A 16,189-nucleotide genomic window follows, 5' to 3' on the forward strand; every position below is an offset into this window, starting at 1 on the left:
TCACACAGTCATTTATTTAGAAGTGTGACGTATCCAACAACGTTCCGGTTTTTGTGTAAAATTCTCCAAGACTCAAGGCGTGAATGCAACACTAGAGGACTCCAACGGCTGGGTGAAAAAATCCTCTAGTTACTCAAAAGAAGAGTTACAAGCTGAAATTAGGTTGACTCAAACTAACTGATGTCTCGTTCTTCTTGGCTCCAAGCACTGGTTTGTTGTTTGGCGTAAACGTTTTTCAGGTGTTTCTTGACGGTGTTGGTCGTAATATACAATTTGGCAGCGATTTCTTTATAAGAATAATTGGCACGACGGAGTGACCAAACTTCGGACTCACGAGGAGTCAAATTATATTGTTGTGCTTCCGTGAACGCTGTATTTTTAGTAGACTGGCTCCTGTTCTCGAGGGTTATTAACAAGTTAGGCGCATCACTTTGAGCGAACTGGAGCCATCGAACCCTAACACGTAAAACCTCTGCATTATGCGTGTCTATTTCCGCTTCAATAATCATGGTTTTTTCTGGAAATAGCTCGCGGCTATCGAGCAATGATTGGCAAATTCGCCAAATGGGTAGAGGGACTAACTTGGGTTGTAATTGCTCCGAGGAAAATTGCTGACAAATACGAAGCGCACGCTTATTCGCGTGAATCAACTCTCCTTGTTCGGTCAAAATTAAAACACCGTCCATAAAACTTTCAATAATGGCTTGCAGCAAATCAGGGTGTTTTGAATGTTGAGAATAAGATGCTTTGAGCTGTTTGTCAGAAGAATTAAATGTTTCAACAGTTTTAAGGTGACGGTTCAGTTTAGCTGCCAACATGGACATCGTGAATCTCCTTCAAAATCACAACTGAGGAGTCAAGCGATGGGAGACTCTTCTCAGTTGAGGGTTAAAGTCATTTTGCGTTTTGGTTGGGTGTAGCTACAAGGATTGAATCGGAGATTTCCCAAACTTACCGAATTCTGTTCTAGAAATAGAGGAAAGCTGAATGAGGCTGAAGTAAGGTGAAGTTTTTCAGCGATGTAAGGCTTTTGCTAATACAATACGAAATCATAGGATTTCAGGGTGTTGATCTAGATTGCTTCAGTGATTAGAGGCAATTAGTATCCGTAGTGACTGTTTAAACGAGGATTAAGTTTCGTTCTAAAACACGAAATCTGTTTTTAGACGAGACGGATTGCATAAATAGTCAAAAAACAACGATAAGTACTACAGCTACGGAACACGAATTGACTCGACCAAAGTCTCTATTCGTTCAACAACCTACGGGATATGAATCCAGAATTGATCGATCAGTGGTTTCCGATTGAGCAACAGCGCAATTACGTTTCAATGCTCCTAAATCCCCGACGAGTGGGTTTAACACGTCGTCGAGCTGAATGTTTTGTGCGGCTGTGGACTTATCTACTACTCAAGCAGCAACAAGAATTAGGATCTCATTTGAGACAACCGTTAACTCAATTGCAACTTCCAAAAGGTTATGTTGCTTGCACCCATCGGGAAGCAGCAGAATTGTTTTATGCTAACAAAGACCGAGGAAGCGATCGCGCGGCAGGTATGATGATTGATATCTTGGCTGCCCTTGGGTTAATTGATAAAGATTTTGATGGCAATACGATTTGTTTGCAGATTTCCTGTGTGCCGAACCTGCACGAATCCTTTGAGTCAGCACACCCAATAGAGTTCGTACTCGATGAATTTAACCCCCGAACCGACGCCGTTCCCGTGGCGAGTTTTCTTGCTCACAACTACAACTGGCTAAACAAAACGACGGCAACTGTACCCCACAAGATTAAACAATTACTACGCTCTTGGGCAGTACAATATCCCACTGGGATGCGCGTGCTGCGTCGTTGTGATACCTCTCATCCGGTGGGGTTTTACGTGCTTTATCCCGTCGCGCCGGAATCTGAGGAAAAATTTTCTCTCCCTCCCGGAAGAAGTCTCCATTTAAGTTCCGCCTCGGATATCGATCCTGTTCAAATGGCTATCCCCGGTAAGGATGACTGTACCTCAATTATGGTACGTAGCTGGATGATTGATGCGCCTTATAAAAATTGGCACAATGTGCATCGTTTTTTAGAAGATGTGCAGCATACCTTAAGGCGAATGCAAGCTGATTTTCCCAATCTTTGTGATTTCTACGCGCTCTTAATCCATCCTAGATATGAAGCACTAGCACAGGCTTTAGGGTTTCAAAAAATTGGGATCGATCCGAAGATAGCGGTCTACTGGTTGTACATGGCAGTCGATCAGTTTTTAGTTTTAGACATGGCAGAAATCGTTTCAAAGCTTGAGTTTTGCTACCCTTCCCCGGAATTTTAGATATCCTGTGAGAGTAGAAAGTAACAGGATAAAAGACAGATCAGGCTCTATGAACTACCTGATCTATCCTGTCATACCTTTGTTTCTACCCACAATTTTTTTGAATAAGAGTACCCTCTGGGGTACTATCGCCGATTAGAAAAATTTTTTAATCTACAGACATATTAAAGACAACTCTAAGAAAGAAGGACTTTATCATGCCATTCTGGTTGAAAATTATCTTGAAGCTTGCTCAGACGGTTAATCCTCAAATTTATCCTGAGCAAGAATTTACAATCACCCCAGAAGAATTGGAAGAATTACGTCAGTTACCGAATGGTACATTAGGCCGTGAAGTTGCCTATTTCCTCGATCAAAATGGTTTCAACCCGATTAATAGTGGGGATTTGATTCAGCGAACTCATGATATTTGGCATGTTATTACAGGCTTCACCTCCTCACCCCGTGATGAATTTCTGCTTCAGATCTTCACCCGTGCTCAAGTGTTTCGTCCAACGAGTGCGATCGTTGTCTTAGTAGGATGGCTAAGCGGTATGTGTAATTTTCAAGAAATTAGAAAAGTCCTCAAGATGAGTCGGCAATCCCAATCTTTAATTGATTGGGATATTCAATCCGATTGGCATACTCCATTGGTTGAAGTTCGGAAAAGGCTAAATATCATACCTCTAAATAATGAACAAAGCAGCGTCACTGAAACTCAAAAATAATTGGTGATGCAACCCCCACGACAGAGAGTTAAGCAACCGATGAATTGAACGAAAAAAAGGAGAAATTTAACGATGGCTTATTTTCAATTTTCTATAAATCCTTGTTGCTTGGCGTAAATATTCTTGATGTGCTTTTTGACAGTGTTGAGTGTAATGTACAATTTATCTGCAATTTCTGTGTAAGAAAGCTTAGATTGATGCAGTGACCAAACCTCTGCTTCACGGCGAGTTAAGCCATATTTTTTAGCGTCTGCAATCGCTTGTATTTTTCTAGCCTGATGTTGGTCTTCGATTGTCACCAAAAAGTAATGACAAGCACTTTCTTCTAATACCAACCAGCGAACTCGAATCCGAAAACTAAATGAATTTGCAAGTTTAATTTCATTGTTGACAACCATCTCTTGATCAGCAAATGGCTCAAGGCGAGCAAGCAACAATTCGCAAACACGCCAGATGGCTGATGGTACAAAATTCTTCTGTGATTGATTTGGGGCGAGTTGGTGGCAAATTTGACGCCCACATTCATTCGCATAAACCCACTCTCCTTGTTGAGTTAGAACCAAAACACCATCAACCAAGCCTTCGATAATATATTGCAACCAATAAGGTTGTTTAGATTTTTGAGAGTATATCTCTTTAAAAGCTTTACTGGAATACTTGGATGTTTTTACTGTTTCGATATTGCTCTTGAGTTCACCACTGAAAATGACCATTTTGAATGTTCTTGAGGATTGTCAACAAAAAAGTTAAGTTGCCGCAAGACTGACCCGTTGAGTATTACTGTCATTCTGCTTTCTGCATCGATGTATCTGCCATGAGTCTGTTGTAGATGCCTCAAACGGCCTGAAGTGGGTGCTGTCAGATGAAGGGGGGTGAAGTGGCCTGAAGTAGAGAGAGTTTTTTATTCTTATCAGAGTTTTGAAAAGATTCGTATCGCCTATTAGTAGCGAGAGTAACAAAATAGATGAGGCAATCTATCCTCTAGGTTACTTAATGCTTAGAACACTGAATTTCGTAGTAACATTTTAGGAACCCAAAGCGCAGCAACCTGGATGATATGGGGCCAGAAGATATCAATGAGTGTTTCCCGATTGAACAACAACAAAAATACATCTCCAGGATTTGCGAACAGATTACCCTAACGGCGCGTCAGGCTAGATGTTATCTCCGATTGTGGGCTTATCTTATAGTCAAGCAGCGAAAGCTGGGAGAACACCTGAAATTTCCACTTACAGAATTGCCACTACCCGATGGTTTTGTCTCTTGTACTCTTCAGGAAGCCGCTACACTTTTCTATTGTGACCAAGATCAGGGAAGCGATCGCGCGGCGGGAATGATGCTGGATAAGCTGCGTGATCGCGGACTTATCCAGAAAAAATTTGATGGCAATAGTCTTTGTATTCAAATCCTCTATCAGCTCAAGCCACCGCCATCTCCTCAACCTGTAGAGGTGGATGCTTTCCACCACAGCGATGCTGTCTTCGTGGCAGAAGTTCTATCTAACCTCTATAGCTGGCTAAACAGCGACACCGCTGCTGTTAAACTCAAGATTGTTAATGTCCTGCGCCGTTGGGTCAAGGAATACCCCAAAGGTATGCGGGTATTGCGTCGTTGTGATAACTCCAAGCCTGTAGGATTTTACCTTTTGTATCCTACCGCTGAAGATTGTGAGAAAAATTTCTTTCTCCCTCCCAGCAAAACCCTGCATTTAGGTTCTAATGCTGAGATCGATCCACTGCAAATCGCTATCCCTCCCGATCCAGATTGCTGTAGTGTCTTTGTACGGAGTTGGAAAATCGATACTCCCTATCAGACTACAGAGAATGTGTGTAGATTCTTGAAGGATACGCAAGAAACCTTAAGACAAATGCAGGTGGACTTTCCCAACCTATGCGATTTATATGTGATGATTCTCCATCCCGTCTACAGCTATGAGAGCTTAGCAATGGCGTTGGGGTTTGAAAGAATCGGCTCAGATTCACTATCACCAAGTTACTGGATGTACAAACCCGTCAACCCGTTTTTGGACTTAGACATGGAAAAAGTTCTCTCCCAGCTTGATTTTTAGACCCTTCATCCAGATGTGGAAGCCAAAGGCGATACCCATCTCATCGCTACATGATTGGGTTGAAGCTGACAGGCATTCAGTTGTGCATGACTCTATTTGGGAAACTAGGCGTGGGATGGGCACCTTGCCTGTCCACCCAGTTAAATTTAAAAACTTTAAAGCTGACAAGCCTTTCAGGAAAAGGGTTACAGACGATTTTTGATATCAAATTTAATAAAAATGAGAGTAATTACTCAAAATAGCTTTACAAAACGCAACAGATGGGTTAAGTTAAGTATGGGCGAACACAAAAGCGCCCGCTGAACCTTGAAAAATTATTAAGCCATCATAAAAACATGACAACCACATTACAGCGTCGCGAATCTGCGAACGTGTGGGAACGGTTTTGCGAGTGGGTCACTAGCACCAACAACCGCCTCTATGTAGGCTGGTTCGGTGTCCTGATGATTCCTACCCTGCTAACTGCCACTACCTGCTTTATCATCGCCTTCATCGCTGCTCCTCCTGTGGACATCGATGGTATCCGTGAGCCTGTTGCTGGCTCTCTGCTGTTTGGTAACAACATCATCAGTGGAGCCGTTGTTCCTTCTTCTAACGCCATCGGCTTGCACTTCTACCCAATTTGGGAAGCAGCTAGCTTAGACGAGTGGCTTTACAACGGTGGCCCTTACCAGTTGGTAATTTTCCACTTCCTCATCGGCGTCTTCTGCTACATGGGACGTGAGTGGGAACTCAGCTACCGCTTAGGGATGCGCCCTTGGATTGCTGTTGCTTACAGCGCTCCTGTGGCGGCTGCAACCGCTGTATTCCTGATTTACCCCATCGGACAAGGTTCTTTCTCTGATGGTATGCCCCTGGGCATCTCTGGAACCTTCAACTTCATGTTCGTGTTCCAAGCTGAGCACAACATCCTGATGCACCCCTTCCACCAACTCGGTGTGGCTGGTGTGTTCGGCGGTTCCTTGTTCTCTGCAATGCACGGAAGTCTCGTTACCAGCTCTCTGGTTCGTGAGACAACCGAAACCGAATCTCAAAACTACGGTTACAAGTTCGGTCAAGAAGAAGAAACCTACAACATCGTTGCTGCTCACGGTTACTTCGGTCGGTTGATTTTCCAATATGCTTCTTTCAACAACAGCCGTAGCTTGCACTTCTTCCTCGCTGCTTGGCCTGTAGTTGGCATTTGGTTCACCGCTTTGGGCATCAGCACCATGGCGTTCAACCTGAATGGATTCAACTTCAACCAGTCCATCATCGACTCTCAAGGTCGCGTGATTGGTACCTGGGCTGATGTACTCAACCGCGCTAACTTGGGATTTGAAGTAATGCACGAGCGTAACGCTCACAACTTCCCCCTCGACTTGGCGGCGGGTGAAGCGGCTCCTGTGGCTCTAACCGCTCCTGTCATCAATGGCTAATTCTTAAGAACTTAGCTTAAAAAAAGCGCTCTCCGCAAGGGGGGCGCTTTTTTGTTTGTCTGTCTTCGATAAACTCTCTAAATCAGCTATATCTACTAAGTTTGACTGCAACATTGAAACCACTAAGAAAGAGTTCACAAAATACTTACCTCAGATTTCTGAAGAATTAAGGACGACCGATTCAACAATCCCTCAAAAAGTGATTTCTTCTGTATGAAGAACAAGTAAGCGATCGCATGAGCTTGGGCGGTACTCTTATGCGATCGCTGTTAAAATCTTAAGACTCAGGTCTTTTTAATTCAGCCACTATGGGCAACACGTTTGGGCATCTGTTTCGCATTACAACGTTTGGGGAATCGCACGGGGGAGGCGTTGGCGTCGTGATTGATGGATGTCCACCTCGACTCGAAATTTCTGCCGAAGAAATTCAAGTCGAACTCGATCGCAGGCGTCCGGGACAAAGCAAAATCACCACACCTCGCAAAGAAGCAGACACTTGCGAGATTATTTCCGGGGTGTTTGAGGGCAAAACCCTGGGAACGCCGATCGCGATTATGGTGCGAAATAAAGACACTCGTTCTCAAGATTACGACGAGATGCAACAGACCTATCGCCCGTCTCATGCCGATGCCACCTATGATGCCAAATATGGGATTCGCAATTGGCAAGGGGGTGGACGTTCTTCGGCACGGGAAACCATTGGACGAGTTGCCGCCGGTGCGATCGCTAAAAAAATTCTTAAGTTAGTCGCTGACGTAGAAATTATCGGTTACGTTAAGCGGATTCAAGATTTAGAAGGCGTTGTTGACCCCAACACCGTAACTCTAGAACAAGTCGAAAGCAATATCGCTCGCTGTCCTGATGCAGAATGTGCAGAACGAATGGTCGAACGGATTGAGCAAATTGGACGGAGTGGAGACTCCTTGGGTGGTGTGGTTGAATGCGTCGCCCGAAATATGCCTAAAGGGCTAGGAGAACCGGTATTTGATAAGCTAGAAGCAGATTTAGCAAAGGGTGTAATGTCCCTACCCGCCAGTAAAGGATTTGAAATTGGCTCTGGCTTTGCCGGAACGCTCCTGACTGGTAGTGAACACAACGACGAATTTTATCTCGACGAAACTGGCGCAGTGCGTACCGTAACCAACCGCTCTGGCGGTATTCAGGGGGGGATTAGTAACGGTGAAGCGATTGTTTTGCGAGTGGCGTTTAAACCCACTGCTACCATACGAAAAGAACAGCGCACTGTAACCAGCGCAGGTTCAGAAACAATACTAGCCGCTAAAGGCCGTCACGACCCTTGCGTCTTACCCAGAGCAGTGCCTATGGTAGAAGCAATGGTCGCTTTAGTATTGTGCGATCATCTACTGCGTCATCAGGGTCAATGCCGTACTTTAATGCCTTAGTTTAGTTTACCAATGGAAATTAGTCCTTCCTCTGAGTTTGTTGTCCAATTTTGGGGAGTCCGAGGCAGTGTCCCCTCTCCCGGAAAAGATACTGTTCGTTATGGTGGCAATACCTCTTGTGTAGAAATGCACGTTGGTGGAAAGCGCCTAATTTTTGATGGCGGCACGGGGTTGCGGATGTTAGGGAAAAGTTTAGAACCTTTGCAGCCGATTGAAGCCTATTGGTTTTTTACTCATTATCACTGGGATCACATCCAAGGCGTGCCGTTCTTCATCCCAGCCTTTGCGGAGGGCAATACGTTACATATTCATGGCTCTGCACCAGAAGGCGCAACCATGCAAGAGCATTTCTGCGATCGCGTTTTGCATATCAATTCCCCCGTACCCTTTAAAGAAATCCAGGCGGACTTAAAGTACTATGACCTCGTCTGTGGTGAAACCATGATGCTCGATGATATCACCATTGAAACCGGTCGTCTCAACCATCCCAATGGGGCGATGGGCTATCGGGTTTCATGGCAAGGGCATTCGGCGTTCTACTGCACCGATACCGAACATTTCCCCGATCGCCCTGATGAAAATGTCCTGCGTCTGGGTCGTGATGCCGACTTGATTATTTATGATGCCATGTATACGGACGAGGAATACCACAACCAAAAGACACCGAAGGTGGGTTGGGGACACTCTACATGGCAGGAAGGTGTGAAAGCTGCAAAGGAAACCGGTGCTAAGCGGTTAGCCATCTTTCACCATGAGCCAAATCACTCCGATGATTTCCTCGATACCGTAGAGGTGGAAGTAAAAGATACCTTTGACGGCGGGTTTCTCGCACGGGAAGGAATGATTGTTTCCTTAACGTGATCAATAGGTTGAAGGTTAGACATGTTCGGTCTAATTGGAGAGGCTGACTAGGGTGCATGGACTAGCATAATTGGCTAAAAAAGAATTGAGTATGGAGCATTAGCAACCAAGAGTCCAAGAGTTGGGAATCAATACTCAAATCGCATAGGCATCTACGATGAGACTCACTTTGATTAAGTTCCGTAAATGGCTTGTCCTTTTGGCACTCGCGATTCTAGTCTTGGTGGGAGTTATTGTTTACCATCAGCCCTCTGTCCTCAATCTATCAGCGACGCACCTAAGCGATACGCGAATCAGCACGATACCCACGAAACCCATTGGGCGATCGCTGTTTGGGATGCATATCGCGGATTCTGATAAAATTCCTTGGCCTGCTGTGCCAATCGCAACTTGGAGATTGTGGGATGCCGCAACTCATCATGGCTTGGCTTTTTGGGCGCATTTGGAGCGACAAAAAGGTGAATGGGATTTCAGAACCCTAGATTACTGTGTAGAACTCGCTCAGCGTCATGGAGTTGAACTCGTCTACACCCTAGGCATAACCCCCAAATGGGCTGCCGCACGCCCAGACGACTCCTCTCCTTATGGGGATGGTCCCACTGCCTCTGAACCGAAAAACATGGACGACTGGCGCAACTATGTCCGCACTGTTGCCACTCGTTATCAAGGTAAAATCCGCTACTACGAAATTTGGAATGAACCCAATCTCAAACATTTTTTTAGTGGTACGGTTGACGAGATGGTCGCCTTAGCCCGTGAGGCTTACACGATTCTCAAGCAAGTCGATCCATCCATTACAGTCGTGTCGCCCTCGTTGTATGCCGATTGGGGTGGGTTCAAGTGGTTTGACGAATATTTTGCTAAGGGAGGGAACAAATACGCTGATGTGATTGGAGCACACTTTTACATTGGCAAGGAAAAAACCCCTGAAGACAGCCTATCCCTAATTCGAGAAGTGCAAGATGTCATGGCTAAGCACGGACTTGCTCAAAAGCCGTTATGGAACACTGAAACTGGGTATGGCAATAAAGGCGAAAATGTTTTCTATTCGGCGGAAGATAGTATGGCTTATGTCGCCCGAACTTACCTCGTGAATTGGGCTTCAGGAATGGAGCGTTTTTACTGGTATGCCTGGGATAACCGTAATGTGGTGACGATGTTGATGGTGGAGGAGGATAAGAAAACCCTAACCCCTGCCGCTAAGGCTTATGCCGAAATTCAAACATGGTTAATTGGTTCACGGATGAAACGCTGCGAACCCGATCAAAAGAATACATGGATGTGTGAGTTTACGAGTGAGGAGGGTAAACCCTTCTGGATTGTCTGGAATCCCAAGCAGGAACAAAACTTAGCGATACCTGAAAATACTGGTGTGCGGCAAGTCCACCATTTAGATGGGACAAAAACCGCCCTACCCAATCATCGAAGATTAAAGGTAGGACGATTACCTGTATTGCTGAGCCAACGTTGAAAGTGTTTCTGAAAAAAGTTGAGGTTTATTGCTCACTTTCCACAGTAGAAGTATGGACTTGGGATGATTCCAGTGCTGCTTTTAGAGTATGCCAACATAGTGTCGCACACTTAATACGTATAGGAAACTGGGAGATACCTTGCAAGACATTTAATTTACGCACATCAAGAGGAAACTCTGCTTTTCCTTGCATCATGTTACGGAATTGTTGCACCATCTCTAAAGCTTCTTGGATGCTTTTGCCCTGCACCGCATCCGCCATCAAATCCGCTGAGGCGATCGCGATCGCACACCCTTCTCCTTCAAATTTGACATCTTCAATTCTGTCGCCTGTCTGATTTAGTTTTACAGTTAGTTCAATTGTGTCACCACACATCGGATTATGACCTCGATGATACCCATGCACCGGGTCTGTTTTGCCTTGATGTCGAGGTTTCTTTGAGTGTTCGAGAATAACTTGTTGGTACAAACTGCGCTGATGGATTGAAGAAGTCATAATAATTCAGAATCCAAAATCAAGACGATATTCCCGACTTTTTTAAGAAGTCGGGGATTTAAATAAACTGTAATTGCTCATAATCATTTGGTGTATCAATATCAATTGCACCACCAGGAAAAGGAATACTATAAACTTCATGAATGTGTCTTTTAATCAATTGTTTTGCCCCTTCATTACTCTTGAGAGTCATGAGTTCTGAAAACATAGTACGGCTGAATAAAGCGGGTACACCGAATGTTTCTGAATACTCGGACGCAATAATCGGTTTCCGTGTTAAATGGTATGCTTCAACAAGTTGATTGAGCGTTTGGGACAAAACAAAGGGCTGATCGCAAAGTGCGATCGCAACGGCATCTAAGTTTTGATTCACAGCAAGTAGCGCTTCGAGTCCAACCCGTATCGAAGCACTCATCCCCTCCTCCCAGTCTTGATTTTCTACGATTTGTACGGGGAACTGGCTAATTTCAGGCTTAATTCGTTCCACATTTGCCCCAAGAACGACAGCAATAGGTTGACAGAGGGAGGCGACTGCAACTTCTATGATGTGGTGAACAAAACTACATCCTCGATAGGTTAACAATTGCTTTGGAGTACCCATGCGAGTAGATGCTCCTGCTGCTAAAATCATCAGACCAACAGTGCGAGAATTCATACTATCCCTTAGTCATGAATGGGGCCTAATTTATTTTTGAGTGACCCTCCTGAGTGATTGGTAAGAACGGCTTTAATTTCAGCCACTATTGATAGAGCAATTTCTTCCGGCGTATCCGCACCAATGTTAAGTCCAACGGGACTGTATAAGCGTTGTAATTGATTTTCAGTTGGAATAATTTCCTGTTCTTGCAAGTCTTGAAGTAGCTTTTCGGTGCGGCTTTTGGGGCCGAGAATACCTAAATATCGCACAGGAGAAGGCAAAAGGATTTTTAATATTTCAAGGTCGTGAAGGTAATTATGAGTCATGACTACAGCCATTGTGCGGTTGTTGATGTGAATGCAATTACCTATACTCTCTGGACGGGAAAGAATGACTTCATCTGCACTTGAAAACCGCTCTCGTGTAGTCTCAACTTTTCGGCTATCAACTAGGGTTATATACCATCCCAATTCTTGCGCCAAGTGTACCAATGGTACGGCATCGTGACCAGCTCCAAAAATCATCAGCGGCACTGGCGGCTGGATGACTTCGATAAAAACCTCGGCTTTACCCGTCGGTAAGGGATAGGATTTTACCGTTGAACGACTCTCATCAAGCACTTTCCAGGCATCATCGCGGATTTGAGCCACTAAATCGGCATCTTCGATGTTACTCATGAGTGTCCCATCTGGATACACCATTAAACGGGTTGCAACTTCTGCCTTAACTTGCCCCTCAACGTGAAACACCGTTGCCAGAATTCCTGCTTGCCGTTGGTGGAGGCACTCAGCCAAAAACGCCAGATGGTTTACCCCCCTCAGTCCCCCCTTACTAAGGGGGGAAGGCAATTTTGAGTCAGAGTTCCCCTCTTGATAAGCCGGAGCTTTAGTAAGGATGAGGAGGTTAGGGGGGTGGTGCAAGATAGGAGTTAACGGACTCTCTTCTTCTACTCGCTCGATAAGAATCTGAACAATGCCATTGCAGCCCAGTCCAAGTCCCCAGATAATGTCATCATCGGACATAGTATCGTACTGCACAACGATGGGTTTGCCCGAATCCATGACAACTTGAGCCTGCTCAAACACATCACCCTCTAAACAACCGCCACTAAGGGAACCCACCATCTGTCCTTGTGATGTCATCAACATTCGCGCACCGGGGCGTCGATAAGTAGAACCTTGGGCTTTGACAAGGGTAGCGAGGGCTATACTTTGACCATAATTCTTATTTTGCTCAAATATTTTGAGGATGTTTTGTAACTCTTTCATAGGTTTTCGGGTAATCAAGAATACCCCATTCCAGTAGTAGAGGGGTATCTAACTCAGCCAACAATTTAACCATTTATTGAGGGTTTATAGTTACACAGCCAATCTTGAAAATCATTGTTAAAAGATACCCCATTCCATAGTGTCTCATCTTCAGTCCTAGAGAGGTAGCTACTCAACCTACATAAAGTCCAACGGGTTAAGCGGTTGCACTCAAGACAGCATTATTGGCTAACTTGCCATCTTCCATCTGTACAATGCGATCGGCAACATCTAGAATCCGATTGTCATGGGTAACGAGCAAAATTGTGCAACCCTGTTCCTTCGCTAACGTTTGCATTAGGTTTACCACATCTCGACCTGATTTACTATCCAGGGCGGCGGTTGGTTCATCGGCAAGCACAATTTTGGGATGACTGACTAATGCACGTGCGATCGCTACTCGTTGTTTTTGTCCGCCAGAAAGGTCATCAGGATAGTAGTTGAGGCGATGCCCTAAACCAACCTGTTCTAACATTTGAGCAGAACGCTCTTTCATTTCTTGCAACGACAAATGATTGTGCAATTCTAAACCCATTTTGACGTTTTGTAGAGCGGTTAAACTGCCGTGCAAATTATGCGCCTGGAAGATATAGCCATTATTCCGACGTGCTAAAGTGAGCTGCTTTTCACTAGCACCACAAAGTTCTCGCCCCAAGACTTTTAAGTTACCAAATTGGGCAGAACGTAAGCCACCGACGAGTGTGAGTAATGTGGTTTTCCCAGAACCGGAAGGGCCAGTCATGATTACAATTTCGCCTGCGTTAATTTCTAGGTTGATATCGAATAGAACTTGTTTTCGTAATTGACTGTGACCGAAGAAGTGATTGAGGTTTTGGATAGAAATTACGGGTTTAGACATAGTAGGATTAGGTGATTGAAATTATATTCTTAACGCAGAGAGCGCTGAGGGAGACGCAGAGGGACGCGGAGTTTTTTGAAATATTCCGGGGCAAATGGGAGTGAGATAATTGGTGATGAAAGTCTTGCTTCTCCCTCCATTGCCTAAAACATATCCGCAGGGTCGGCGGATTGAAGTTTTCGAGTAGCGATCGCTCCAGAAATAGCGCACATCACGATGGTCAGAATTAAGACGAGTACGGCTCGCGAAGCTTTCATGTAGATGGGAAGTGCGGTTGCATTGGCAGCTAATTGGTAAAGCCCAATAGGTAAGACTAAACCGGGAATGAAGCCTAAAAAGGCGAGAATAATTGCTTCTTCAAACACTACGGCGAGGAGGTATTGGTTGCGATAACCTATCGCTTTGAATGTGGCATATTCTTTCATGTGGCTGTTAACATCCGTTGAAAGCACTTGGTAAACAATCACTACTCCCACCATAAATGCCATGCCTGTCCCTAACCCGAAAATGAATCCAATCGGGCTTTCTTGTTTCCAGTAGCTTTCCTCAAACTCGATATATTGTTGATGGGTGAGAACTCTTACATCATTGGGGAGATGAGACTTAAGGGCGGTGGCAATTTGTTCGGGATTGTAGCCTGGTTCGAGTTTAATTAAGCCGAGGTTGATGCTAACAGCTTGCCGACGAGGAAATAGTCGTAAGAAGGTTTGATCGCTGGTGACTAGAATTCCATCGGCTCCAAATGAGGCTCCTAGTGAAAATACTCCGGCAATCGTGATGGTACGCCGCTCCACTTCGGTTGTGACGGCTTTGCCTTGTTCAATCTGAGCGATCGCCTTTTTGTAATTGCCTCTGGATTTGCGATCGAATAAGACAACATCAGGTAACTTAATTTTGTCGAGTTGTTGATTGACTTCTGGCAGATTCAAAACTGGCTGTTCGGGATTAAGTCCAAGGGCTTGAATCGAGGTTTCTTTACGAGTATCTGGATGCTTCCAAGTGATGATATTAGAATAAAATGCTTCTGCTGATTTGACCCCCGGAACATCCTTTGCCTGATACAATCGTCGTCGTGAAAATGTAGATAAATTTTGCGTGTTTCGAGCTTGGGGACTGACTAAAACAATGTCAGCGTCTAAGGCACGACTGAGTTTAGTATTGCTGTCGTACAGAGCTGATTGAAAACCTAACTGCATGAACATCAAGACATCGGCAAAGGCAATGCCTGATAATGCTACAAGCAGACGGCTTTTTTCACGACTAAGTTGCAGCCATCCCAAGGGGGTGCGTCGTTGCAATTGCTGGATGAATCCAATCATAGTTCGATCGCTGCCGTAACTTGCAAGTTGGTAAATTTAGCCGCTTTTTTGCTCGATGCTGCATCCAAAGCTACGTGTACTTCAATCACCCTACTGTCAATATTGGTGCTAGGGTCAGTATTGACAATGGTTTGTCGCCGCACTTGGGAGTCGATGCGTTCTACGGTTCCTACCAGTTCACCAGGAATGGAATCGCTCGTCACTCGTACCTGTTGTCCCGGTTTCACTTTACTAATGTCGCTCTGATAAACTTCGGCAATGGCATACATGCGCTCGGTTTGCCCAATCTCGGCAATGCCATCATTAGAAACGACTTCACCCGCACGGGTATGAATATCGAGAATCTCACCATCAATGGGCGATCGCACGTATGCTTTCTCTAGTTCCGCTTTTGCCTGCTTCATGGCTGCAACTGCGCGATCGATCTCAACTTGATTCGCCTTCACATCAACCGGACGTACTTCAGCAATTCGCTCTAGATTTGCTCTTGCCTGATTTAGTTGTGCCGGACTGGTGGATCGAATGCGTTCTAATACCGCCTGTGCTTCTTGCAGATTTTTTTGCGCGGTTTCCAGGGTGAGGCGTTTACTATCCCGATTTGATGCAGAGATTGCGCCTTCCTGATACAAGGATTGGTAACGAGAGTATTCAGTTTCAGCGTTTCGCAATTCTGACTGTAATCGAGCAACGGTTGCCGCTTGAGCTTCAATATCTCCCTGGCGTTGGGCTTCTAAACGGGTAATTTCAGCGCGTTGGGCTTTGATTTCTCCTTGTTTGGCTCCCGCTTGGGTAATCGCCAGCTTTGCCTGGGCAACTCGTACATCTTCCTGTGCTTGCTCAAATGCCGCTTGGAGGCGATCGCGACTATCCAAAATCGCAATTGTCTGCCCAGCTTTGATGCGATCGCCTTCTTTCACCAGCAATTGCTCCACCCGATTGCTGTTATTGGAGGTTGGAGCGGATAGTTTAATCACTTCTCCCTGAGGTTCCAGTCGTCCTAAGGCTGTGACTGTTTTAATTTTGGGTGGCTCGACGACTGTTGTTGGAGGTTGTGTCACCTGCGTGGATTGCAACCGCCATACATTGTAGGCAAAGACTCCACCCCCAAATAGTAAAGCAGCGATCGCCAATCCCGTCCATCGAGGTGTTTTAGCAGAGGAACCGTTAGCGGATACATCTTGCAGCATGGGCAAGCTCCCGATCATCGTAGTACAAAAACTAAACTGTCTAGTTTAGTTATGTTTTTAAACTAAACGGTTTAGTATGATTAAGTCAAGAGGTATGCTTCAAACAGATCGGGAGTTACGCAAATAGCATCG

General features: G+C 45.1%; 15 protein-coding genes. 7 read left to right on the forward strand and 8 right to left on the reverse strand.

Annotated features, from left to right (window positions below):
* Positions 1 to 173: 173 nt before the first annotated feature.
* Positions 174 to 824: a helix-turn-helix transcriptional regulator gene (locus MIC7113_RS01835; RefSeq protein WP_015180468.1), complete on the reverse strand. Its 651-nt coding sequence runs from the start codon at positions 822 to 824 to the stop codon at positions 174 to 176.
* 447 nt (positions 825 to 1,271) lie between these two features.
* On the opposite strand from MIC7113_RS01835, the gene MIC7113_RS01840 reads away from it, so the two are divergent.
* Positions 1,272 to 2,324 (forward strand): hypothetical protein, encoded by a 1,053-nt coding sequence (locus MIC7113_RS01840; RefSeq protein WP_015180469.1) that lies wholly within the window; start codon positions 1,272 to 1,274, stop codon positions 2,322 to 2,324.
* 197 nt (positions 2,325 to 2,521) lie between these two features.
* A complete protein-coding gene (locus MIC7113_RS01845; RefSeq protein WP_015180470.1) occupies positions 2,522 to 3,031 on the forward strand; it encodes a Coq4 family protein in 510 nt (169 codons plus the stop codon).
* Between the two features lie 83 nt (positions 3,032 to 3,114).
* Here MIC7113_RS01845 and MIC7113_RS01850 read toward each other — a convergent pair whose 3' ends face one another.
* Entirely contained in the window at positions 3,115 to 3,744 is a 630-nt protein-coding gene (locus MIC7113_RS01850) for a helix-turn-helix transcriptional regulator (RefSeq protein ID WP_015180471.1), read from the reverse strand.
* A 344-nt stretch (positions 3,745 to 4,088) separates the two neighbouring features.
* On the opposite strand from MIC7113_RS01850, the gene MIC7113_RS01855 reads away from it, so the two are divergent.
* From MIC7113_RS01855 to MIC7113_RS01880, 5 genes are all read left to right on the forward strand, one after another.
* The gene (locus tag MIC7113_RS01855) at positions 4,089 to 5,099 is read left to right on the forward strand and encodes a hypothetical protein (RefSeq protein ID WP_015180472.1); all 1,011 of its coding nucleotides are present in this window, start codon (positions 4,089 to 4,091) and stop codon (positions 5,097 to 5,099) included.
* 335 nt (positions 5,100 to 5,434) lie between these two features.
* Complete coding sequence (gene psbA, locus MIC7113_RS01865; protein ID WP_015180474.1) at positions 5,435 to 6,517, forward strand: photosystem II q(b) protein; 1,083 nt, start codon at positions 5,435 to 5,437, stop codon at positions 6,515 to 6,517.
* Positions 6,518 to 6,825: 308 nt separating this feature from the next.
* Positions 6,826 to 7,920 (forward strand): chorismate synthase, encoded by a 1,095-nt coding sequence (aroC, locus tag MIC7113_RS01870; RefSeq protein ID WP_015180475.1) that lies wholly within the window; start codon positions 6,826 to 6,828, stop codon positions 7,918 to 7,920.
* 12 nt (positions 7,921 to 7,932) lie between these two features.
* Positions 7,933 to 8,781 (forward strand): MBL fold metallo-hydrolase, encoded by an 849-nt coding sequence (locus MIC7113_RS01875; RefSeq protein WP_015180476.1) that lies wholly within the window; start codon positions 7,933 to 7,935, stop codon positions 8,779 to 8,781.
* A gap of 157 nt (positions 8,782 to 8,938) precedes the next feature.
* Positions 8,939 to 10,252: a glycosyl hydrolase gene (locus tag MIC7113_RS01880; protein WP_015180477.1), complete on the forward strand. Its 1,314-nt coding sequence runs from the start codon at positions 8,939 to 8,941 to the stop codon at positions 10,250 to 10,252.
* A gap of 25 nt (positions 10,253 to 10,277) precedes the next feature.
* Here MIC7113_RS01880 and sufU read toward each other — a convergent pair whose 3' ends face one another.
* The 6 genes from sufU to MIC7113_RS01910 all read right to left on the reverse strand — a co-directional run bounded on the left by sufU (position 10,278) and on the right by MIC7113_RS01910 (position 16,057).
* A complete protein-coding gene (gene sufU, locus MIC7113_RS01885) occupies positions 10,278 to 10,748 on the reverse strand; it encodes a Fe-S cluster assembly sulfur transfer protein SufU (RefSeq protein WP_015180478.1) in 471 nt (156 codons plus the stop codon).
* Between the two features lie 58 nt (positions 10,749 to 10,806).
* Complete coding sequence (locus MIC7113_RS01890; RefSeq protein WP_015180479.1) at positions 10,807 to 11,403, reverse strand: nucleotidyltransferase family protein; 597 nt, start codon at positions 11,401 to 11,403, stop codon at positions 10,807 to 10,809.
* Positions 11,404 to 11,411: 8 nt separating this feature from the next.
* On the reverse strand, positions 11,412 to 12,653 hold the full coding sequence (locus MIC7113_RS01895) for an XdhC family protein (protein WP_015180480.1): 1,242 nt from the start codon (positions 12,651 to 12,653) through the stop codon (positions 11,412 to 11,414).
* Between the two features lie 196 nt (positions 12,654 to 12,849).
* Positions 12,850 to 13,551: a DevA family ABC transporter ATP-binding protein gene (locus tag MIC7113_RS01900; RefSeq protein WP_015180481.1), complete on the reverse strand. Its 702-nt coding sequence runs from the start codon at positions 13,549 to 13,551 to the stop codon at positions 12,850 to 12,852.
* 143 nt (positions 13,552 to 13,694) lie between these two features.
* A complete protein-coding gene (gene devC, locus MIC7113_RS01905; RefSeq protein WP_015180482.1) occupies positions 13,695 to 14,870 on the reverse strand; it encodes an ABC transporter permease DevC in 1,176 nt (391 codons plus the stop codon).
* Positions 14,867 to 16,057, reverse strand: coding sequence for an ABC exporter membrane fusion protein (locus tag MIC7113_RS01910; protein WP_015180483.1), 1,191 nt, complete (start codon positions 16,055 to 16,057; stop codon positions 14,867 to 14,869). Before MIC7113_RS01910 ends, devC begins: the two co-directional genes overlap by 4 nt.
* Positions 16,058 to 16,189: the final 132 nt, after the last annotated feature.

This window comes from Allocoleopsis franciscana PCC 7113 (assembly GCF_000317515.1).
Taxonomy (GTDB): Bacteria; Cyanobacteriota; Cyanobacteriia; order Cyanobacteriales; family Coleofasciculaceae; genus Allocoleopsis; species Allocoleopsis franciscana.